The sequence below is a fragment of the Kineococcus esterisolvens genome (assembly GCF_050871405.1).
Taxonomy (GTDB): Bacteria; Actinomycetota; Actinomycetes; order Actinomycetales; family Kineococcaceae; genus Kineococcus.
The window spans coordinates 1-20751 of sequence record NZ_JBJLRI010000071.1 but is presented as its reverse complement, the minus strand read 5'-3'; the positions used below and the strand labels follow the sequence as shown (position 1 = coordinate 20751).

Genomic DNA, 20751 nt, shown 5'->3' with positions numbered 1-20751 from the left:
CGGCGCGGCGTGCTGCGCCGGCACGACGCAAGACCCCTGCTCGGGCAGGCTGATCGGGTGGCGGCTGACACGCGCTGCCACGCCGGTGGTGTCGGCAGCGCGGGTCCGGCTTCGTCGAGGCTGCCGCCGGTGCTCAGCCGGCCGGGGCGAGGTGGCGCAGCGCGGCGTACGTGAGGCTGCCGGCGGCCACGACGCGGGTGGCGAAGGTGTGACGCAGGGCGTGCACGAGGGCGCCGCGCTGTAGGCGGTCGTCGGTGTCGGCGGCCCGGTAGCAGCTTGGGACCAAGTACTGCAGCTGGTGGCGGGTCAGGTCTTGACCGGTGGTCACGAGCAGTGGGGCGTTCAGCGGGATGAACCTCGCGCGGGGGAAGCGGGCGCGCCAGGTGTCCAGCCCAGGTAGGTGGTGATGAGCCGAGCGAGGGTCGGCTCGACGGGGATGCTGCGTCCGGCGTTGCCCGTGTCGACCACGAGCAGGCGCTGCTCTCCGTCGGCGCTGGCGAGGTCACCGATGCTCTCCGACGTCGAGTACGCCACCGCGACCTGGGTGGAGTGCTGGAACAACGCCCGGCTGCACTCCCGGCTGGAGTACCGACCACCTGCTGAGGCTGAGGCCGCCCACTACGCTGACCTCAGCGACTCCATCCCGGAGCCGTGCCCCACATGAAGACGGCAGAGAAGCCGCGACGCTTCAGATCGCATGCAGGGCGTGCTCGAGCCGGCTCAGCGCGCAGCTGCGCCAACTCGTCGATCACCTCCAGCGACGCGGTGAGTTCCCGCTGTTCGCCGGGTCAGCACGGGTACGAGCCATCAACGATCGCAGAGGAGCGCGATGAGCACGAGCACACACGTCCTGATCCCAGGAGCATGGATGGGGGCCTGGATCTGGCGCGACACCGTCACCCGCCTCACCGGGCGCGGCATCGCGGCCATGACCTTGACGCTCAGCGGCCTGTCGCCAGCGGTGGGCCAACCGCCCTCCGCTGACGCATCCACCGTCGGCCTGCTCCAGCACGTCCACGACGTCATCGACCACCTCGACGCCCTCGACCTGCACGACGTCGTCCTGGTCGGGCACTCCTACTCGGGGCTCATCGCCGGGATGGTCGCCGACCGGCTCGGCCGGCGGGTACGCCACACCGTCTACATCGCCGCCTTCCTGCCACGCCAGGGTCGCTGCCTGCTGGACGACTGGGGCCACGATCCGCAGCAACGCCGTGCGGAGATGGACCAGGTACGCGCCGACGGCATGCGCTGGGCGCCACCTCCTGCCGCCGCTCTGGAGCTCGAGCAGGACCTGAGCGCGGATGACCGGCGGATGCTCAACGCCGGGTTCGTCGACCACCCAGGCCGCACCGTGCTGGAAGCGGCGACACTGGATCGGCCCGTCACCTCCACGGCCGCGACCTACGTGGCCACCGCGCCAGCCGGGCAGGACCCCCCGGCCAACGTGCCCGCGGAGGTTCGCGGCGACCTGCCCGAACGCTGGCGGCTTCGGACGTTGACCAGCGGGCACTGGCCGATGCTCTCGGCCCCGGACGCCGTCGCCGACCTCATCGTGCACGCCCACGCTGCCGGAACGAGCCGCTGAGCAGCCTGACAGCCGACTCCGCGGCCTTGCGCACCCAGCCGCCTCGCAGCACGTGGTTCGACGCCACACGATGCAGGCGACGCTCATGGCCATCGCCCGGTCATGGTTCCTCTTTATGTCAACCGCGACTATTGCGACGGCTCGACCGAGTGGGGATGCTGGTGGCGGCGGCTCCGGGAAGTGGCTCATCCGAAGAACTGGCACCGGGGTCGCAGTCGGTCGCGCTGGAGTGTCAAGGCCCAGGTTCGATGGAGGGTGTGGTGTGTCCCGTGTTCCACGGAGGTGAGTAGTTGGAGTCTCAGGCCACGGTGATCTTCTGCTGCAGCTCGAACTCTATCGGTGTCAGCCAGCCCAGTCGCCCATGCCGACGCTACCGGTTGTGCCAGATCTCCAGGTACTCGAACATCGCGTTGGCCAGCTCGATGCGCTTCTGCCACCGTCGACGATCCAGCAGCTCAACCTGCATCCGCGACCAGAACGACTCGATCATCGCGTTGTCGTAACAAACTCCGATGCTGCCCATCGACGGCAGCAGCCCACTGGCCCTGGCCCGGTGGGTGAAAGCCCAGGAACCGAACTGAACTCCATGATCGGAATGTATGATCGTTGCCGGTTCGGGGCGGCGTGAGCCGATGGCCATGCCCAGCGCGTTGGTGACCAGCGCTGCAGTGGGTGAGGAGTCGATCGACCAGCCGATCACCCGCTGGGAGAACGCATCCAGTACCACTGTGCAGTACACCTTGCCCTCCCGGGTCGGGGGCTCAGTGATGTCGGTGACCCACAGCTCGTCCCGCGCGGTCTGGGTGAAGCGGCGGTCCACCAGGTCGGTGGCGATCGCGTCACGGTTGGTACGGACCCACTTGGGGCGGCCGGCCACTCCCTTCAGCCGAGCGCGGTGCATGAGCAGCTCCACAGTGCCCCTGGAGACCGCCAGACCGCGCCCCAGAGTCAGTTCGGCGTGGACTCGTCGCCTGCCGTAGGTCCCTCGGGACGTGGTGTGGATCTCGTGGATGACATCGGTCAGCAGCGCGTGGCGCACTTGGCGAGCTGACGGAGCGCGGTTCTTCCACGCGTAGTAGCCCGAGGCCGAGACGCTCAGCTCCCGTGCAGCGACCTCGATGCTCACCCCCTTTGCGGCCATCACTTCGATCGCTTGGTAGCGCCTTTCGGGGGCACCACCTGCCTCAGCAGCTCACTGGCCCGCCGGTGCACCGCCAGTTCGGTCTCCAGTTGCGCAATGCGTCGTTTCGCCGCGCTCAGCTCGGCCTGCTCGGTGCTGCTGACTCCCGGCACCAGGCCCTTGTCGATGCGGTCCTGCCGGCGCCAGGTGTAGATCGCCTCCGAGCTGACGCCCAGGACTTCTGCGACCTCGGCTACCGCCCGACCGGACCCGACCAGGTCCAACACCTTACGGAACTCCGCCGGATATCCACGCCGTCCCACACGCCCTCCTCAGGGAGTCGAGTGGCCACCGTCTCCAGTCATCGGACTCCGTGGAAGGCGGGACACACCAAGGCCTCCATCAAACCCGGGCCTTGACAACGCCGCCATGGAGTTGTTCTTCGGTCTGGTGCGGAAGAACGTCCTCAACCGGCAGACCCGGGCCACCCGCGAGCATCTGCGCCTGGCGATTGTCACCTGGATCGAGACCAGCTACCACCTCCGACTCCGCCAGCAACTCCTTGGACGGCTGCCGCCCATCGAGTACGAGACACTCCTGCAACCAGCTCACACCGCCTGACCGCATCCAACCCCCGAGGTCAACCGGAGTGGGGGCAGATTCAGGTGTGCAGGACGGCCGTGGTGCAGGATCGTCACGACCTTGCCGGTGTATCCCGCCCGGCGGGCGGGCAGCCGCACAGCTCTTCGGTGCGCGGCTGCCCCCGTCAGCGTGGCGGGCGGAAGGCGGCCAGCGCGGGCAGTGCGCGACCGTCGTGGGTGAACATCGTGAGGTTGTCGTTGGGGTTGCCGGCGCCCGGCTCCCAGCCCACCCCCGGCAGCCAGGCGGGCTCCCAGGCGAAGAACCCCAGGCAGCGGCGTTCCGACACCGCCAGTAAGACCTCTCGCAGCGCCTCGAAGTAGTCCGCCTGGCCCTGCGGGGTGGGCGGGAACCGACTGATGTCGGGTAGTTGCTCGGGCCGGGCGATGAGGTTCTCCAGCCCGTCGCCGTCCTCCAGCGTCCACGGGTAGGCGGTCTCGACGAGCACGAGGTCCTTGCCGTAGTGGGTGGCGAGGTCGTCGAGGTTGGTGTGCAGGTCGTCCAGCGAACCGTGCCAGAACGGGTAGTACGACTGTCCGATGACGTCGAAGTCGACCCCTTCGGCGAGCACGTGGTCGTAGAACCAGCGGGAGCCGCCGTTGTCGCCGCCACGGTCGATGTGCACCATCACCGGCACGTTCCGGCGCCGGGGGTGCACGTCGCGCACCCCCGCGATCCCGGCTCGGAGCAGGGTGGTGAAACCGGTCCAGTCGGCCGGCTGCCCGGGGCGGTACACCTGACCCAGGGGCCACAGCATCCCGGCGGTGACCTCGTTGCCGACCTGCACCATGTCCACCCGGCCGCCGCCGTCCGCGATCGCCCGCAAGGTCTGCGCGGTGTAGGAGCGGACGGTGCGGGCCAGGGTGGCGAGGTCCTGACCCACCCAAGCCGCGGGGGTCGTCTGGTGGGCAGGGTCGGCCCAGAAGTCGGAGTAGTGCAGGTCCACCAGGACCTTCAGCCCGGCGCGCTTCGCGCGCCGGGCGAGCTCCACGGTGGAGGCGGTGCCGCTGTACCCGGCGGGCGGGTCCACCCACACGCGCAGGCGCACCCAGTTGGCGCCCTGCGAGCGCAGCAGCTGCTCGACGGGTCGAACCCGCCCGCGGGCGTCGGCGTAGCGGGCGCCGGCCGCCTCGCTCTGCAGCAGGAACGACAGGTCCGCGCCGCGCACGGCGAGGCCGGGTCCGCCACCGGGGGCTGCCGCGGCGGTGGGCCCGGCCGCGACCAGGGCCGCACCGGCGGCGGGGGCGGCCGCCAGCGCGGCCAGCAGGCTGCGCCGGCGCAGGCGGGTGGTGGTGCTGGTGGTGGTCATGGCGCTCCTTCGCGTCGGGACGGGGGAACAGCAGGTGGTGGGGGCGCCCCTCCGGGTCAGCCCACCGGGACCGGCTCGGTCCATGTCGCCGCGTCGACGACGTGGACCGCGTCGAGGGCGCCGAGCTGCTTCTCCGCCCCCGCCAGGCGACGGGCGGCGTCGGCGGGCAGGTGCACGGGGGCGCCCACGGCCAGGGGCAGCAGGTGCAGGGTCACCTCGCTGGTCGTGCTCACGCCGGCGTCGCGCAGCGACACCGTCCAGCGCGAGCCGTCCCAGAAGCGGTCGGTGACGGTGCGGCCGTCCACGCGCAGTTCGGCGACGTCCCCGGCCCAGTCCACGTCCAGCACGGGGTCACGGCCGGGGTCGGCCACCCAGGCGGGCAGCTCCAGGCGCAGCACCGCGGCGTGCTCGTCGAAGCTCGCGGCGGACGGCGCCGAGGCGCGCCCGCCGAACTCGCCGTGCAGCACCGGCACGGTGGCCGACGCCTCGCGCAGCGCCGTGACGGGCACCGCGCCCCGGCGTCCCGGCGGGCTCGTGCGCTGCAGCGGCAGCGCCGCGAAGGCGCGGGCGCCGGCGTCGTAGACCCGCACGCCGGGCTCCTCGCCGCTGGCACGGCAGGTGACGACACCGTCCGCACCCCAGGCCAGCGGCGCCGCCGACAGCAGCAGGCGCCGGGCGCCGCCGGTGGTGCCGGGTTCGACGACCCACGCCTGCCGCGCCACCGCCGCAGGCAGCACGAGCACGTCCAGCGCACCGCGCGGGCCGCGCACCCGCACCGGCCCCTCGCCCGGGGTGACGTCGTGCACGCGCAGGCCCTCGTGGTCACGTCCGTCCAGCGCGGCGCCGTCGGTGCCCTCCAGGACGGTGCCGGTCGGCACGGCGACCTCGCAGCCCACGCCGTCCTCCGCGGTGAGGACCAGCACGGGCACCCCGGTGCCCGGCCCACCCGGCAGGACGGTCAGGGCGGAGGCGGTGGCCCACTCCAGGCGGGCACCGCCCAGTTCCAGGCGCAACGGCCAGCGCGCCAGCGTCCCCGCGTGCACCGCGACCGGCCGCGACGGCAGCACCAGCGGATCGTCCGCCCCCACGCGCACCGAGAACCGGGCGCCGGGGTGGGTGTCCAGCGGCACGTGCGGCTGGTGCCAGGAGACGAAGAGGAACCCGTCCCCGCGCTCGGCGTCGGCGCGCACCGCCCAGCGCAGCGTCGTGGTGTCCTCCACGCCGGTGGGGCGCACCAGAGGCAGGGACGAGGGCATCGTCGCCAGGCGCTCACCGAAGGCGGCGAGGAACGCGTGCTGGCGGCGCAGCTCGGCGTGGCTGGGTGCCAGGGTGCCGGCCTCGCCGACGGGGGCGTGGAAGTCGTAGCCGCGGCGGGGCACGTCGTTGGGGTAGCCGGTGGCGTGCGACTCGTGCGCGTCCCCGGCCGGGTTCGTCCCTCCGGCGTACATGTAGTAGCCCTGCCAGGCGGAACCGTTGCCGATCTTGCAGTGGGCCACGGCAGCCACGTCGAGCGCGGCCGGGCGCGGCCGGCGGTGGTAGGCGGTGGCCATGCCGCCGCTCAGCTCGCACGTCGCGGGCGGGAACAGCGTCGAGGGGCTGCGCGGCACCGCGCCGGCGGCCGCGGCGGTGCCGGTGCGGGCGCGCACGTCGGCGCCGATGCCCGGGTCGTCCCACACGTGGGAGAAGAAGAAGTGCTCGCGGAACGTGGGGTCCCAGGGTGCGTCGGCGTCCACCCAGAACCCGTCGCCGTAGCCGCCGTACAGCGGCAGCACCTCGCCCTCGGGCAGCTGCGCGCTGCCCCAGGCGGTCGCCGTCCACAGCGGCGCGCTCATCCCCGCCTCGCGCGCCAGCCGCTTGAGGGTGAGCAGGTGCTGCGGCTGGTCGTAGAGCTCGTTGTCCAGCTGGATCGCCAGCACCGGGCCGCCGGCGGCGCGGGCGCGGCCCGCGAGGGCGGCGCCGATGCGACCGAACCACTCGCGCACCAGGTCCAGGTAGGCCGGGTCGTCGGTGCGGTGCGCCACGTCCGCCGCCTGAACCCAGTCGGGGAAGCCGCCGTTGCGGGTCTCGCCGTGCACCCACGGGCCGATGCGCAGCACGACGTCCAGGCCGGTGCGCTCGCACTCGTCCACGAAGGCGGCCAGATCGAGGTTCCCCTCGAAGCAGGCCCGGCCGCGCTCGGGCTCGTGGTGCAGCCAGATCACGTACGTCGACACGACGGTGACCCCGCCGGCGCGCACGCAGCGCAGCCGCTCGGCCCAGCGCTCACGCGGGAGGCGGCTGTAGTGCACCTCGCCGGAGACGGGCACGACGGGGCGCCCGTCGCGCTCCAGCCAGCGGTTCGTCAGGCTCAGGCCGGCGCGCCGGTCCTCCTCGTTCGCCATCGCGGGCCGCACCAGGGGCGTCGACCAGGGGTGGTGCACGAGGGCGAGGGGCGCGGTGCCGCCGGGGGCGGGGGGTGGCGTGGGCACTCGGGGTCCTTCCGGGGCGTCGTCGCCGGCCGTGGCGGGCAGGCGGCCCGCCGGACGGTGCAGCTGTACTCGCGGCTGTGATCGGTCACAGGCCTCGATCCGCACCGTAATCGCGCCGGTGGTGGGATGTCGAGGGGTTCCCCAGGGACTTGACAAGACCACCTGCGACGTCGACTGTAACCGGTCACAGGCCGTGGACGAGTCGCCCGGCCCCCGGCTCCGCGACGACGCGGAGAGGTCGATCGAGGAGGATCAGTGCGTTCGAAGCCGATGTCCCGCGCCAACCACCGGAGCACCGCGCCGGCGCCCCGCCCGAGCCGACGCCGCACGCTGGCCGCCGTCGCCGCCGCGGCCCTGCTGCTGGCCGGGTGCAGCGGCGGTGGCGGCACCAGCACCGGCGGCGACGGGCCCGTCGAGCTCACCTTCTGGACGTGGGCGCCGAACATGGAGCAGGTCGTGCAGACCTGGAACGAGAGCCACCCGGACGTCCAGGTCACCGTCAACAAGCAGGACGGCGGAGACGCCGCGGTGACCAAGCTGCTCACCGCCGTCAAAGCCGGCAGCGGCGCACCGGACCTCATGCAGGCCGAGTACCAGAAGATCCCCACGCTGGTCTCCTCCGACGCCCTGGCCGACATCTCCGACCAGCTCGGCGACGACGTGCAGGACGCGTTCCCGTCCTCGGTGTGGAACAGCGTCACGCTCGGCTCCGACGCCGTGTACGCCGTGCCGCAGGACTCCGGCCCGATGATGTTCCTGTACCGTGCCGACCTGTTCGAGCAGTACGGCATCGCGGTCCCCACCACGTGGGACGAGTACGCCGACGCCGCCCGGAAGGTCAAGGCGGCCGACCCGGCGAAGTCCCTCGGCACCTTCTCCGCCAACGACCCGGGCTGGTTCGCCGGCCTCGCCCAGCAGGCCGGCGCCTCGTGGTGGGGAATCGAGGGAGATGCCTGGAGCGTCGACGTCGACTCCGAGGCCACCCGCCGGGTGGCCGCCTACTGGGGCGGCCTGGTCGAGGAAGGGGTCATCGCCAACACCCCCATGTACACCCCGGAGTGGAACGCCGCCCTCAACGACGGCACCCAGGTCGGCTGGGTCGGTTCCGTGTGGTCCCCGGCCGTGCTGGAGGGCATCGCCCCCGACACCGCCGGCAAGTGGATGGCCGCGCCGCTGCCGCAGTGGGACGCCGCGGACCCCGCCGGCGGGAACTGGGGCGGTTCGGCCACCGGGGTCACCACGCAGTCCGAGCACCCCGAGGAGGCGGCCGAGTTCGCGCAGTGGCTGAACACCGACCCCGAGGCCGTACAGGCCCTGGCCGACGTGTCCGGCGTGTACCCCGCGGCCACCGACGCCGCCGGCCAGGCGCTCACCGACCCGCCGGCGTTCATCTCCAACCAGCCCGACTACTACGACGTCGTCGGGCGCGTCGCCGAGACGACCAACGACTTCACCTACGGCCCCAACGTCAACGTCGCCTACAGCGCCTACACCGACGCGTTCGGCGCCGCCGCTGAGCAGCGCAGCGCCGCCGCGTTCACCGCCGCCCTGGCCAGCATCCAGAGCACCACCGTGGAGGACCTGGAGAACACCGGCTTCACCGTCGCGAAGTGACCGCCCGCGGTGCGGCGTGCCGAGCGCGCGCCGCACCGCCCCGCCTCCCAGGAGCCCTCATGGCCACCGCCACCACCCCTTCCGGAACCGGCGTGCCGGTACGTTCCATACGGTCGCGCCGCTCGCTCGCGCCCTACGGCTTCCTCGCCCCGGCGGTCATGCTGTTCGGCGCGTTCCTCGCCGCACCGATCCTCTACGCGCTCTACCTCAGCTTCCGCAAGGCCGAGGTCAAAGGTCTCGGCCTCGGTTCCGCCGGCCGCACCGAGACGTGGGCCGGGCTGGGCAACTACACCCGGGCGCTGAGCGACCCGGAGTTCCTCGCCAGCGTGGGCCGCGTGGCCCTCTACGGCCTCGTCCTGGTGCCGGTGATGATGGCGCTGGCCCTGGTGCTGGCGCTGCTGCTGGACTCCGGGCGCACCCGCGTCGGCGGGTTTGCCCGGACGTCCATCTTCCTGCCCTACGCGGTGCCGGCCGTGGTCGCCTCGCTGCTGTGGGGTTTCCTGTACCTGCCGCGCGTCAGCCCCCTGGTGGACGTGCTGGAGGCCGTGGGCCTGCCCGCCCCCGACCTGCTGTCCCCCGACCTGGTGATCTTCGCCGTGGCGAACATCGCCCTGTGGGGCGGTGTCGGCTTCAACATGATCGTGCTCTACACCGCGCTGCGCTCGGTGCCGGGCGACGTCTACGAGGCGGCCCGCCTGGACGGGGCGAGCGACGTGCAGATCGCGTGGCGCATCAAGGTCCCGATCGTGGCCCCCTCGCTCGTCATGACCTTCATCTTCTCGATGATCGCCACGCTGCAGGTCTTCGCGGAACCCACCACCCTGCGCCCGCTGAGCAACTCCATCTCCTCGACGTGGACGCCGCTCATGAAGGTGTACCGCGACGCCTTCGTCCGCAACGACGTCTACTCCGCCGCCGCCACGTCCGTCGTCATCGCCCTCGTGATGCTCGTGCTGTCCTTCGGGTTCCTCAAGCTCGTCGGGAACCGGGCCTTCGACCAGGAGAAGTGAGCCCACCGTGTCCACCACCTCCGCCCCGACGACGCCGGCCGCCCCGGCCCGCGCCCACGGCGCCGCACCCCGCCGCCGCGCCCGCACCGTCACCGCGGGCCCGCGGCCCAGCGCCGTCGTCAGCCTGCCGCTGCTGATCGGCGCCGCGTACTGCCTGCTGCCGGTCCTGTGGGTGCTCGCGGCCTCCACCAAGAGCGCCTCGGAGCTGTTCTCCACCTTCACGCTGGCGCCGAGCACCCACCTGCTCGGCAACGTCGCCGACCTCAGCGCCTACCGCGACGGGGTGTTCTGGCGCTGGATGCTCAACACCGCCCTGTACGCCGGCGTCGGCGCGCTGCTGTCCACCTTCGTCTCGGCCATGGCGGGCTTCGGGCTGGCGAAGTACTCCTTCCCCGGCAAGCGCGCCGTCTTCAACGTGCTGCTCGCAGGGGTCCTCGTGCCCGGCGTCGTGCTGGCCGTGCCGCAGTACCTGCTGCTGGCGAAGGTGGACCTGACCAACACGTACTGGTCGGTGCTGCTGCCGAGCATCATCAGCCCCTACGGCATCTACCTCGCCCGCATCTTCGCCGCCGCCGCCGTGCCCGACGACGTGGTGGAGGCCGCCCGCGTCGACGGCGCCGGCGACGCGCGCGTCTTCGCCCGCATCGGCCTGCCCATGATGCGCACCGGCCTGGTCACCGTCTTCCTGTTCCAGTTCGTGGCGATCTGGAACAACTTCATGCTTCCCTACATCATGCTCGGCGACGACAAGCTCTTCCCCGTGACCGTGGGTCTGAACGGCCTGCTCAACCAGGGCGCCTCCCAGCCCGCGATGTACACCTCCGTGGTGACCGGCGCTCTGCTGGCCATCGTGCCCCTGGTCGCCCTCTTCCTGTGCCTGCAGCGCTACTGGCAGGTCGACCTGACCAGCGGTGCGGTCAAGGGGTGAGCGTGCCCGAGCGCACCACCCCCCGCCCACCCGTCGCGCGCAAGCGACCCACCATCCGCGACGTCGCCCGCGAGGCCGGGGTCTCCTACGCCACGGTCTCGCGGGTGCTCAACGGGCACGAGTGGGTCAGCCCCGAGTCCGCGCGCGCCGTGCGCGACGCCATCGCCCGCACCGGCTACACCGCCAACCCGCACGCCCGGTCCCTGGTGACCGGCCGCTCCGGCTCGATCGCGTTCCTGCTCACCGAGCCGCAGCACCTGCTCTTCGAGGACCCCGTCTTCTCCGTGCTGCTGCGGGGGGTGGCCCAGGCGCTGTCGGAGCGGAGCCTGACCCCGGTGCTGCTCATCGCCGGCACCGGCGACGAGCGCGCCCGCGTGCTGGCCTACCTGCAGGGCCGGCACGTCGACGGCGTGCTGCTGGTCTCCTCGCACGCCGGGGACCCCCTGCCGGGGCAGCTGGCCGCCACCGACGTGCCCGTCGTGGCCTGCGGCCGGGTCCTGGGCGCGGAGGACCGCATCAGCTCGGTGTCCGCCGACGACCGGGCCGGGGCGCGCTCCGCCGTGGAGCACCTGCTGGCCACCGGCCGGCGCAAGGTGGCCACCATCACCGGCCCGCTGGACACCCCCGGCGGCGTGGATCGCCTCGAGGGCTACCGCGACGTCCTGCGCGCCGCTGGCGCTGACCCCGGCCCCGCGCTCGTGCGGCACGGGGACTGGAGCCGGCAGAGCGGCGCGGCCGCGATGCGCTCGCTACTGGAGGCGGACCCGCAGCTGGACGCGGTCTTCGTCGCCTCCGACCTCATGGCCTCGGGTGCACTGGCCGCGCTGCGCGCCTCGGGCCGCTCGGTGCCCGGCGACGTGGCCGTCGTCGGCTTCGACGACACGGGTCTCGCCGCCACGCTCGACCCGCCGCTCAGCAGCGTTCGCCAGCCGCTGGACCGCATCAGCCGGGAGATGGTGCGCCTGGTGGTGGAGGGCATCGAAGGCGGCGAGCCGCTGGCGACGACCGTCCCCACCTCCCTGGTGCTGCGCGCCTCAGCGCCCTAGCGGCTCGATGCCGAGGCCGGTGGTCCCTCCACCGGTTGCCAGGTCGAGCGAACCCGCGGCGTAGCTGGACCCGAGTTCCTCTCGGTGAGCGGTGAGCAGCGCGTCGGCGCGGCGAGTCTGCTCCAGGTCAGCCGGTGCAACCGGTTCGGTGAGGCCCGGGGGAGGCGAAGACGTAGGGGGTTCGGGGGGAGGTCGGAGTCGGCGGGGGCAGGTGGGTGGTGAAGTTGGAGGGCGTGGCTCCCCGGCGCTGGTGCAGGCGGGTGGCGATCTGGTGCTCGAGCACGGCGCGGGACCCGCCCTGCTGCACGGCGCTGGCGGCGTACCACTGGCGCAGGTCCTGCTGATCGAGGCGGTCCAGCAGCAGGCGCACGTGGCCCCGGGGCAGTTGTGCCACAGGTTGTGGCACGAGGCCGGTCCCGGTGGGCCAGGCGGCGGCGAAGGCGCGCGTGGGGTGCAGGTTGCGCCGGGAGAAGCCGCGCTGGTCGGGGAAGGCGGCGCGCAGGTCGATAGCGAGGCGGTCGATGACCTTCGCGCCCCAGTCGTGCCGGTGCTGGCGCTCGAGGATGTCCCGGCCGATGGTGTGGTACAGCTTGAGCAGTTCGGTGTTGGCCGCGCGCGGCGCGGACCTTGCTGGTGCGCACCCGCTCCTTCAGCGCCTCGAGCAGCTCGGCGTAGCCCGCGGGAAGGTCAGCGGGCCGCTCGCCAGGTCGGTCATCGTCACCGGGTGCGGCTGGGGTCAGGTCGCGTGAGGTTCCCGAAGCCGTGGCGGGAGCGAGCGCAGGGCCACACCACTCGCTGGCCCAGCGCGGCGCACGGGCGCCGCAGGCTCACATGACCGCTCACATGACCGGCCGCGGCGCTCGCGGGCTGCCTGGTGCGGCTTTGACCGGCCTTCGGGGCTGGTGACACCCCGCCCCGAATGGCGCCCGCGGCCGTGGACACCCGGGCGGTGACATCCGGGGGCGGTGGTCCGCGGGTGTCGGCGCTCGCCGTGTGCCGGTGCCCGCCGCACAGGTCCCCTGGTCGGGACCCCGGCCAGGGTCCGTGCCGACCGGGACCCCGGGTGGACTGTGTGTCGTCGAGGCCGCACTTTCGGGGTGGACGGGCGCTGACGGAAGACGTCACCTCGCTGAGGCTCTCAGGCGACACACAACGTGGGCCGACCACGAAGCTGACTCACGTGCGCGCTGCAGCGCCCCGACCCGGGGCGGCGGGTGCAGCAAGGACATGCCGCCCGATGCGTGCGGATGTCCACCTGCCTGACGAAGCCGCGCGGGCGCTCGCGGGCTGGATTCGTGCTGTCTCGGGCGAGAGCTGCCACCGGAACCGCACCGCGCGCGCAGGTCGCCCAGCGCGTGAACTGCCACCTGGTCGTGCGGCAGTCCCTGCAGACCAGGCGAGTGCCCATCCCGGCCGTGGCATGTCGTCGTCCCCGTCAGCTCCACCGCTTGACACTGCTGGGAAGGGGGAGCATGCTCGAGCCAGCAAGTACAACGTTGTACCTCACTCGCTCCCGGCTGCACTGCAGCCCCATCCATCGCCGGCTCGACACCGTCGTCGACCTTCTCCTCGACTCTGCGGGCGGCTGAAAGGCGCTGAAGAACCCATGAAGCGATCGCTCGCAGCGCTTGCGCTCCTCGGTACCGCAGGAGCGCTGCTGACCGGCTGTTCGTCCTCGACCTCCCCGGGGCAGGGCGACGGACCGGTGACGTTGACGTTCTGGCACGGCTACACCGCCGCCGATGGCGAAAAGCTCAACGAGATCATCGATGACTTCAACGCCTCGCAGGACGAGGTCGACATCGAGTACTCGGTCAAGACGTGGGCGGTGATCCAGAACTCGCTGTTGCCGGCCCTCTCGGCTGAGCAGGGCCCGCAGCTGGTCGCGCTGCCGGCAGAGCAGTTGCCGGTCTACGCGGGCAAGGGCGCACTGGCCGACCTCGACGACTACTACGCCGCCAGCGCCGACGCCGCCGCCTTGAACCCCGCCGCGGTGCGAATGGAGGAGGTGGGCGGCACGAAGTACGGCGTGCCCACCGGCTTCGTCCCCCTGTCGGTGATCTACAACAAGGCCATGTTCGCCGAGGCCGGGATCACCGACTTCCCCACCACCTGGCAGGAATGGGTCGAGGTGGCTGAGAAGCTCACGATCGATCGTGACGGCGATGGCACCCCGGAGCAGTACGGCCTGGCCCTGCCCGATCACCAGACGGTCGCCAACGGCGTGTGGGCCACCCTCTTCGCCGCCGGCGGCGGCTCCATCACCGAGGGGGAGACCGCCACGCTGAACTCACCCCAGAACCGGCAAACGCTGGCGTTCTGGAGCCAGGCCGTGCAGAACGAGCACATCTCGCCCACGGGCCTGGACGGCATCAAGGCCGATGAACTCTTCAGTGCCGGCAAGGCCGCCATGGAGATCGCCGGGCCCTGGATGGCTTCAGTGGCGCAGGAGAACGGCATCGACTACGCCCTGGCACCGATCCCGGCGGGCCCAGCTGCCCAGGTCGCCTCGGCAATCGGCGTTTCGATGGCGGTCACCGCGCAGGCCGATGCGGCCGAGCAGGAAGCGGCACAGAAGTTCTTCGACTACTTCTACAGCCCAGAGGTGACCACCGAGTGGTCCCTGGGCTCGGGCTGGCCGCCGCTGCGCACGGACGTGCCCACCTCGGCGGTGGCCGCCAACCCGGTGGTCGCCTCGCTGACCGACATGGCTGAACTGGCGCAGCCGCTGCTTCCCGGTGTCATCAACAGCGCCGACGTCCTGGCCGCCGTGGACGAGGCCACCCAGCAGGCCCTGGCGGGCAAGGACCCGGCTGCCGCCTTGGACGACGCCCAGCCGAAGGTGCAAGAAGCGCTCAACGAGTGAGCAGGCACCGTAGCACGGGATGCGGCACGGCCTCGTAGCGCGGTCCCCCAGCACGAGTCCGGGCTGTGGAACCGCGGGTCAGCAGGGGGCGTCGCTGCGTCCCGCGATCGTGCCCGGCGATCGGACCGGAGTTCAGAGCGGCACGGTTCGATCATCCAGTAGTTCCCGTCGTCGAGTGGTGAGGGAGATCCAACATGGCGACATCGACCCAGCAGCGGGTCCGCGTCTACAAACCGCCTCGGCAACTGGGCGGTCGCGGGCCGTTGAACCGCTCGCAGCGGCGCACCGCGGCCGCTCTGTGCTTCCTGGCGCCGGCCTTGACGATCCTGCTGACCTTCGTTGGCTGGCCGATGCTCTCGGCGTTTCGCACCTCGCTGTACGACTCGAGCGGGTTCGGTCAAGAAACCTATACCGGCCTGGGAAACTACGTCACCGTCTTCACCGACGCCACCTTCCTCAGAGCATTGGGCAACACTGCCGTCTACGCCGTGATGTTCACGCCCCTGGCCCTGATCAGCGCCCTGGGACTGGCGCTGCTGCTGAACGATCCCCGCCTTCCCCTCAGGGGCCTGTTCCGCACCGCGCTGTTCTTGCCGTTCATCGTCTCCCTGGCCGTGGCGGCCCTGGCGTGGAACTACCTGATCGACCCCCAAGTGGGTCTGCTGAACTACTGGCTGCGGGGAGCCGGCATCCAGATCGGCGACGTGCTGCAGAACCCGACCCTGGCGATGCCGGCGGTAGTGGTGGTCGCGGTGTGGAAAAGCTTCGGCTTCTACATGGTCATCTTCATCGCCGGACTGCAGGACATCCCGGACAGCCTGTACGAAGCAGCCCGCATGGACGGCGCTGGAGCGGTGGGACGCTTCCGCCACGTCACGCTGCCACTACTGACCAACACCACCACCTTCGTGGTGATCTTCGCCCTGATCGCCGCCCTTCAGGCGTTCGACCAGATCTACGTCATGACCCAGGGCGGGCCCTACCACGCCACCGACACCGTGGTGACCCAGATTTACGAGACCGGCTTCCAGAAACTCGACCTGGGGGTGGCCTCCGCCTTGTCGTACGTGCTGCTGATCGCCACGCTGATCCTGAGCCTGGCGCAGTTCCTGCTGGCATCGCGCAAGGAGAAGGACGTGAGCGCGTGAGCACCACCACCGCTGACACCAGGTACGCGGCGAGCACCCCGTCGCGCACCAACGTGCCCCGACGCTCCACGAGAACCACAGGGGTGCGCCGGTGGGTGCTGTGCCTGCTCGTCGCCGCCGCAACATTGGCCTTGCTGCTTCCCATCTTCATCATCGTCTTCACCGCCTTCAAGCCCGTGGCCGAGGTCAACGCCTACCCGCCCACCTTGCTGCCGCAGCAGTGGACGCTGGAGAACTTCCGGACCATCTTCGATCAGTTGCCCTTCGCGCGGCTGATCGCCAACAGCTTCGTCTTCGCCGGCGGGGTGACGCTGTGCGCGCTCGTCTTCGACTCCTTGGCCGCCTACGCCCTGGCCCGCCTGGACTTCACCGGCTCACGGCTGCTGCTGGTGCTCATCGTGGCCAGCTTGATGATCCCCTTCCAGGCCACGCTCGTGCCGATCTACCAGCTGCTGGCGGACCTGGGCTGGATCAACACCTTCGCCGCGTTGATCGTGCCACGAGCTGCGGACGCCTTCGGCATCTTCTTCCTGCGCCAGTTCTTCCTGGCCCTGCCGCGCGACCTGGACAACGCCGCACGCATCGACGGTGCATCGGAGTGGCGCATCTACCGCAGCATCGTGCTGCCCAACGCCGTACCGGCACTGCTGACCCTGGCCGTGTTCACCTTCGTCAACAACTGGAACGACCTGCTGTGGCCACTGGTCTTCAGCACCGGAGAGCAGATGGGCACCATCACCTCCGGGCTCACCCTGCTCACCGGACCCAGCGGCATCGTCCCCTACGGGGTGATGATGGCCGGCTCGCTGATCGCCCTGGCCCCGCTGGCAGTGCTCTTCGCCCTCGTGCAGCGCCGCTTCATCGCCAGCGTGGCCACCAGCGGCCTGAAGTGAGCACGGCTGCGGCGGATCACCGCCGGTCGCAGTAGCACGCCGTGACGTTCCCCAGGTCGCCGAGCCCCACAACCACCCTATCGATCCGCACCGCACCGATCTCCACTGAGCCGGCACCCACTGAGCCGGCCCCCATCGCACCAAGGAGCGCTTGCAGCATGAGCTGGCACGACGACGGACGACTGCACTTCGCGCTCGGCATCGAGAACACCTTCGTGCCGCAAGAGGGCCCCGGGCAGCGGGCGATCGACGAATACGAGCTGACCGAGCACTACACCCGGTACCGCAGTGACCTGGCGCTGGCCAAGGACGTCGGCGCCGAGCTGCTGCGCTGGGGCATCCCCTGGCACCGGGTGAACCCGGCCGCCGGGCAGTGGGACTGGGCGTGGGTGGATGGTGCCATGGCCCGCTTCGCTGAGCTGGGTCTGGAGCCGATCGTGGACCTGTTGCACTACGGCACACCGCTGTGGCTGAGCGATCAGTTCGCCAACCCCGACTTCCCACGGCACTTCGCCGAGTACGCCGGACGTGTCGCCGAGCGCTACGGGCACATCGCTACCAGTTACACACCGGTGAACGAGCCGATGATCCACGCGCAGTTCTGCGGACAGTACGGGTACTGGCCCCCCTACTTGCGCGGGCAGCGTGGACTGCTCACCGTGGCCACCAACCTGGCCGAAGCCTCCGCACGGGCGCAGCGGCGCATCCAGCAGGTGCTGGGGGAGCGTGCCGTCTTCGTGCACGTCGACGCAGGCTTTCGCTACGTCGGCGACATCCACGTGCCCGAGCACGCCGAGCGCGTGCAGGCGATGCTGCACGAGCGATACCTGGTCGAGGACCTGCTGACCGGCCGTGTCGGGGCTGAGCATCCGCTGCACGCGGACCTGCTCGATGCAGGCGTTACGCCGTCCCGCCTGGACGCCTTCGAGCAGGACCCGACTCCGCCGACGGTGATGGGGGTGAACTACTACCCGCTGCACTCCACCGAGGTCTTCGAAGCCGGGGTGCACCACGGCGGGGGCTTCGCCGATCCACGCCCCACCCGCGATGACGGGGTCAGCGGGCTGCGCGAGGTCCTCACCGCCTACGAGGAGCGCTACCAGGTGCCCGTCATGCTTACCGAGACGTGCGTCACCGCGCCCGTCGCCGAACGCATCACGTGGCTACAGGAGTCCGTGGCCGAAGTGCACGCCCTGCGAGCGCAGGGGCGGCGTGTGGTGGGCTACACGTGGTGGCCGCTGTTCGACATGTACGAGTGGACCTACCGGCACAGCGATCGACCTCGCCGTGACCACCTGCTCACGATGGGCCTGTACGACCTGGTGGAAGCCCCTCACGGGCTGCAGCGAGAACGCACTCCCGTCGCCGACGTCTTCCACCACCTGGCCGGCCAGGCAGCCACGACGCCCGGCCAGGTGGTGGAAGACGTCGGCACCGGCACCGGCACCGGCACCGGCACCGGCACCGGCACCGGCACTGTGCCCGCGCCGCACGCCCCGGCACAGGAATCCACCCCCATGACGCCAGCAGCGCCCGCACCGGTCGCCCCGTAGGTCCCGTGCGAGGTGCAGGGGTGAGCCGTGATTCACCCGGCCGCGGACCACGGCGTGGAGCGACAGGCGGCTGCTCGGGCCCGCCTGCTCAGCGGCGAGCAGGACCTGCGCGCCGCGCCGGCGCGGAGTCTAGTACTGGTGCGGGGCTGGCATGGCCTGCCGCGCAGCTACCCTGCTTCGGGAAGAGGGAGATCGGGATGGACGTCCAGAGCGCGGGAGCACGCACATGTCGGTGACGTTGCACGACGTGGCCAAGGCCGCCGGTGTCTCGATCAAGACGGTCTCCAACGTGGTGCGGGGCCAGGGCAGCTTCAGTGCTGCCACTCGAGAGCGCGTTCGCGTGGCCATCGAGCAGCTGGGCTACCGCCCCAACGTGGCTGCGCGTGGGCTGCGTACCGGCCACCTGGGGGTCATCAGCCTCATCGTTCCCGACATCCGCAACCCCTACTTCGCCGAGTTGGCCGACGCGGTCATGACCGTGGCCGCCGGGCACGACCTGCTAGTGGTCATCGAGCAGTCCCGCGGTGAGCGTGAGGTGGAGCTGGAGCTTCTGCGCGGTGAGCGCACCCAGATGGTTGACGGCATCCTCTTCAGCGCGTTGGGCCTGATCGATGGACACGGGGTCGCTGCCTCGATCACCACCCCGGTCGTGGTGCTCGGTGAACCCATCGCCGACTGGCCAACCGACCATGTCACCATGCGCAACACCGAAGGTGCCCAGACGGCCACCCAACACCTGATCGACGAGGGGCGCCGGCGCATCGCGGCGCTGGGGGCTCTGCGCGGGCACCAGCGTGGGACGGCGGCCCTGCGGCTGGCTGGCTACCGTCAGGCCCTGGCCGGTGCGGGCCTGCCCTACGACGAGGATCTCGTTCTCGACGTCGGCGCCTGGACCCGTGCAGCCGGAGCTGAAGGCACCCGCCGGCTGCTGCACGAGCACCCCGACGTCGACGGCTTGGTGGCGTTCAATGACGCGATGGCGCTGGGTGCTGTGCGCGTGCTCGGCGATGCCGGGCGCGCGGTCCCCGCAGATGTGGCCGTGGTCGGCTTCGATGACATCGACGAGACCCGCTACAGCGTGCCGGCGCTGAGCACGATCAAGCCCGGCTTGAGCGATATCGCCACCACGGCCGTCGGCTACCTGCTCGAGCGCATCCACGCAGCGAACTCGACACTGCCCGCGCGCAGTCACCTGGCCGACTTCGAACTGCTGGTCAGGGAGAGCTCCACGGTGCGGGTGGGTGCCGACCGCTGCGTCGGCACCTGAGGGAGCGTCTGGGCGTGAACGCACGGGTGTGTTCGCCCGGCGTACGCTCACCGAAGCATCGCGCCGAGCCGCTGTGTGCTCGTCCGCGCGGGTACCTCGCAGTGATGCCTATGGCGACGGCGCCTTCGTGGGCGGTGCTGCAGGGGCGCGAGACTGGACGACGAAGGGGGTGCCTGCCGCATCGGACGGGTACCCCCTTCGTTGCTGCCGCTGTTCACTCCAGTGAGCGACTGCGCGCGAACAACCCTCTGGCTACGAACAGCGGTGGGGATCCAGCATGGCTGCGGGCTAGAAGATCTGGATCTGGTCCAGTTCGGCGAAGCCGTTGGCCTTGGTGAACTTGATGGTGTTGCTACCGGCCTTCAGGGTGACCTTCGCCTGTGCCCAGCCGAAGCGGCCCCAGTTGGCGGTGACGGGGTGGCTGATCGTCGCGGAGGTCCCGCCGTTGACCTGCAGCGAGTGAGTGCTGGCGGCCCCGCTGCCGTTGTCGTAGCGCACGTTCATCGTGTAGGTGCCTGCGGTGGCGACGTTGACGGTGAAAGTCAGCGCAGCACCGGTGGCGTTGATGTCGCCGACCTTGGACCCGCCGGCTGCGGCAGGGTTGGTCACCAGGCGGGTTCCGCTGGTGCGGACGGCGCTTTCCGCTTCGTACTGCTGCGCGCCGATCGGGATGGAGCCGACACGCACGTCGTTGTAGGTGGTGGCCAGGTTCTCCACGTTGGTCGACTGGTACAGCGTTTTGCCGTCGACGCTGGTGTCGAAGCCCTGTGCGAAGCCGCTGAACGTGCCGCCTTCGGTGTCGGTGGAGTCGTAGGTGACTGCGTAGGGCAAGCGTTCCCAAGTGCCGGAGCCGAGGTTGTAGTTGACGTAGAAGTTCTGCCCGCGATCGATCGCCCCCGCCGCGGTCAGGGACCACTTCGAGGAGACGATGACCATGCCCATCGGGCCGCCGGTGGGTACGTAACGCACCTCCGGGGAGGAGCCGATGCCCAGGCCGTCGGCGAGCTTGATGGGGGTGCCGATGCTGTCGGCCGGGGACCAGTTCAGCCCGTCCGGGGAGATCTTGAAGTAGACCGGTGCGTTGTTCTGGGACTGGCTGGGGCGGTTGACGACCTCGAAGGTGGCGATGTAGCGCCCGTCGGACATGCGAGTAAGGGTGATCATGCCGGGGCGGTTGCGGGCTCAGGCGGTCAACGCAACACCTCCGCCAGCACCTGCGAGGGTGACCGAAAGCCAAGGGTCTGTCGAGGCCGCTCGTTGAGTTCTCGAGCGATGGCGTCGAAGTCCGCCTGCGTCAGGGTC

The 20751-nt window shown here is 70.9% G+C and carries 16 protein-coding genes and 3 pseudogenes; 12 read left to right on the top strand and 7 right to left on the bottom strand.

The window, feature by feature from the left end:
• Positions 1 to 133: 133 nt before the first annotated feature.
• Positions 134 to 328, bottom strand: a complete 195-nt coding sequence (locus ACRYR8_RS17635; RefSeq protein WP_432485743.1) for a hypothetical protein — start codon at positions 326 to 328, stop codon at positions 134 to 136.
• Between the two features lie 180 nt (positions 329 to 508).
• Here ACRYR8_RS17635 and ACRYR8_RS17630 point away from each other — a divergent pair, with 180 nt between their 5' ends.
• Together ACRYR8_RS17630 and ACRYR8_RS17625 are read left to right on the top strand one after the other, a co-directional pair.
• A complete protein-coding gene (locus ACRYR8_RS17630) occupies positions 509 to 664 on the top strand; it encodes a hypothetical protein (protein WP_432485741.1) in 156 nt (51 codons plus the stop codon).
• A gap of 165 nt (positions 665 to 829) precedes the next feature.
• A complete protein-coding gene (locus ACRYR8_RS17625) occupies positions 830 to 1588 on the top strand; it encodes an alpha/beta fold hydrolase (RefSeq protein ID WP_432485739.1) in 759 nt (252 codons plus the stop codon).
• 373 nt (positions 1589 to 1961) lie between these two features.
• On the opposite strand, the pseudogene ACRYR8_RS17620 reads toward ACRYR8_RS17625, so the two are convergent.
• Positions 1962 to 3031: pseudogene (locus ACRYR8_RS17620) on the bottom strand (IS3 family transposase); the annotation flags it as partial.
• Positions 3032 to 3125: 94 nt separating this feature from the next.
• Here ACRYR8_RS17620 and ACRYR8_RS17615 point away from each other — a divergent pair.
• A pseudogene (locus tag ACRYR8_RS17615) lies at positions 3126 to 3329 on the top strand (IS3 family transposase); the annotation flags it as partial.
• Positions 3330 to 3474: 145 nt separating this feature from the next.
• On the opposite strand, the gene ACRYR8_RS17610 reads toward ACRYR8_RS17615, so the two are convergent.
• The gene (locus ACRYR8_RS17610; RefSeq protein WP_432485737.1) at positions 3475 to 4656 is read right to left on the bottom strand and encodes a glycoside hydrolase family 53 protein; all 1182 of its coding nucleotides are present in this window, start codon (positions 4654 to 4656) and stop codon (positions 3475 to 3477) included.
• Positions 4657 to 4712: 56 nt separating this feature from the next.
• Positions 4713 to 7124, bottom strand: a complete 2412-nt coding sequence (locus ACRYR8_RS17605; protein ID WP_432485735.1) for a beta-galactosidase — start codon at positions 7122 to 7124, stop codon at positions 4713 to 4715.
• 270 nt (positions 7125 to 7394) lie between these two features.
• On the opposite strand from ACRYR8_RS17605, the gene ACRYR8_RS17600 reads away from it, so the two are divergent.
• From ACRYR8_RS17600 to ACRYR8_RS17585, 4 genes are read left to right on the top strand one after another with little or no spacing between them, the layout of a single operon-like run.
• Positions 7395 to 8738 carry an ABC transporter substrate-binding protein gene (locus ACRYR8_RS17600; protein ID WP_432485747.1) on the top strand — a complete coding sequence of 448 codons (1344 nt, stop codon included), beginning with the start codon at positions 7395 to 7397 and terminating at the stop codon, positions 8736 to 8738.
• 59 nt (positions 8739 to 8797) lie between these two features.
• Positions 8798 to 9748 carry a carbohydrate ABC transporter permease gene (locus ACRYR8_RS17595; protein WP_432485733.1) on the top strand — a complete coding sequence of 317 codons (951 nt, stop codon included), beginning with the start codon at positions 8798 to 8800 and terminating at the stop codon, positions 9746 to 9748.
• A 7-nt stretch (positions 9749 to 9755) separates the two neighbouring features.
• The gene (locus tag ACRYR8_RS17590) at positions 9756 to 10676 is read left to right on the top strand and encodes a carbohydrate ABC transporter permease (protein ID WP_432485731.1); all 921 of its coding nucleotides are present in this window, start codon (positions 9756 to 9758) and stop codon (positions 10674 to 10676) included.
• A gap of 2 nt (positions 10677 to 10678) precedes the next feature.
• Positions 10679 to 11722: a LacI family DNA-binding transcriptional regulator gene (locus tag ACRYR8_RS17585; protein ID WP_432485729.1), complete on the top strand. Its 1044-nt coding sequence runs from the start codon at positions 10679 to 10681 to the stop codon at positions 11720 to 11722.
• A gap of 127 nt (positions 11723 to 11849) precedes the next feature.
• Here ACRYR8_RS17585 and ACRYR8_RS17580 read toward each other — a convergent pair whose 3' ends face one another.
• The gene (locus ACRYR8_RS17580) at positions 11850 to 12287 is read right to left on the bottom strand and encodes a DUF1016 N-terminal domain-containing protein (RefSeq protein ID WP_432485745.1); all 438 of its coding nucleotides are present in this window, start codon (positions 12285 to 12287) and stop codon (positions 11850 to 11852) included.
• Between the two features lie 1041 nt (positions 12288 to 13328).
• Here ACRYR8_RS17580 and ACRYR8_RS17575 point away from each other — a divergent pair.
• From ACRYR8_RS17575 to ACRYR8_RS17555, 5 genes are all read left to right on the top strand, one after another.
• Complete coding sequence (locus tag ACRYR8_RS17575; RefSeq protein WP_432485727.1) at positions 13329 to 14588, top strand: extracellular solute-binding protein; 1260 nt, start codon at positions 13329 to 13331, stop codon at positions 14586 to 14588.
• Between the two features lie 194 nt (positions 14589 to 14782).
• Positions 14783 to 15736, top strand: a complete 954-nt coding sequence (locus ACRYR8_RS17570; RefSeq protein ID WP_432485725.1) for a carbohydrate ABC transporter permease — start codon at positions 14783 to 14785, stop codon at positions 15734 to 15736.
• A complete protein-coding gene (locus ACRYR8_RS17565) occupies positions 15733 to 16629 on the top strand; it encodes a carbohydrate ABC transporter permease (protein WP_432485723.1) in 897 nt (298 codons plus the stop codon). The genes ACRYR8_RS17570 and ACRYR8_RS17565 overlap by 4 nt, the downstream gene beginning before the upstream one ends.
• Before the next feature lie 158 nt (positions 16630 to 16787).
• The gene (locus ACRYR8_RS17560) at positions 16788 to 18182 is read left to right on the top strand and encodes a family 1 glycosylhydrolase (protein WP_432485721.1); all 1395 of its coding nucleotides are present in this window, start codon (positions 16788 to 16790) and stop codon (positions 18180 to 18182) included.
• Between the two features lie 226 nt (positions 18183 to 18408).
• Positions 18409 to 19449: a LacI family DNA-binding transcriptional regulator gene (locus ACRYR8_RS17555; RefSeq protein ID WP_432485719.1), complete on the top strand. Its 1041-nt coding sequence runs from the start codon at positions 18409 to 18411 to the stop codon at positions 19447 to 19449.
• A 288-nt stretch (positions 19450 to 19737) separates the two neighbouring features.
• Here ACRYR8_RS17555 and ACRYR8_RS17550 read toward each other — a convergent pair whose 3' ends face one another.
• Together ACRYR8_RS17550 and ACRYR8_RS17545 are read right to left on the bottom strand one after the other, a co-directional pair.
• A complete protein-coding gene (locus ACRYR8_RS17550; protein WP_432485717.1) occupies positions 19738 to 20613 on the bottom strand; it encodes a CBM35 domain-containing protein in 876 nt (291 codons plus the stop codon).
• A gap of 26 nt (positions 20614 to 20639) precedes the next feature.
• A pseudogene (locus tag ACRYR8_RS17545) lies at positions 20640 to 20751 on the bottom strand (IS30 family transposase); the annotation flags it as partial.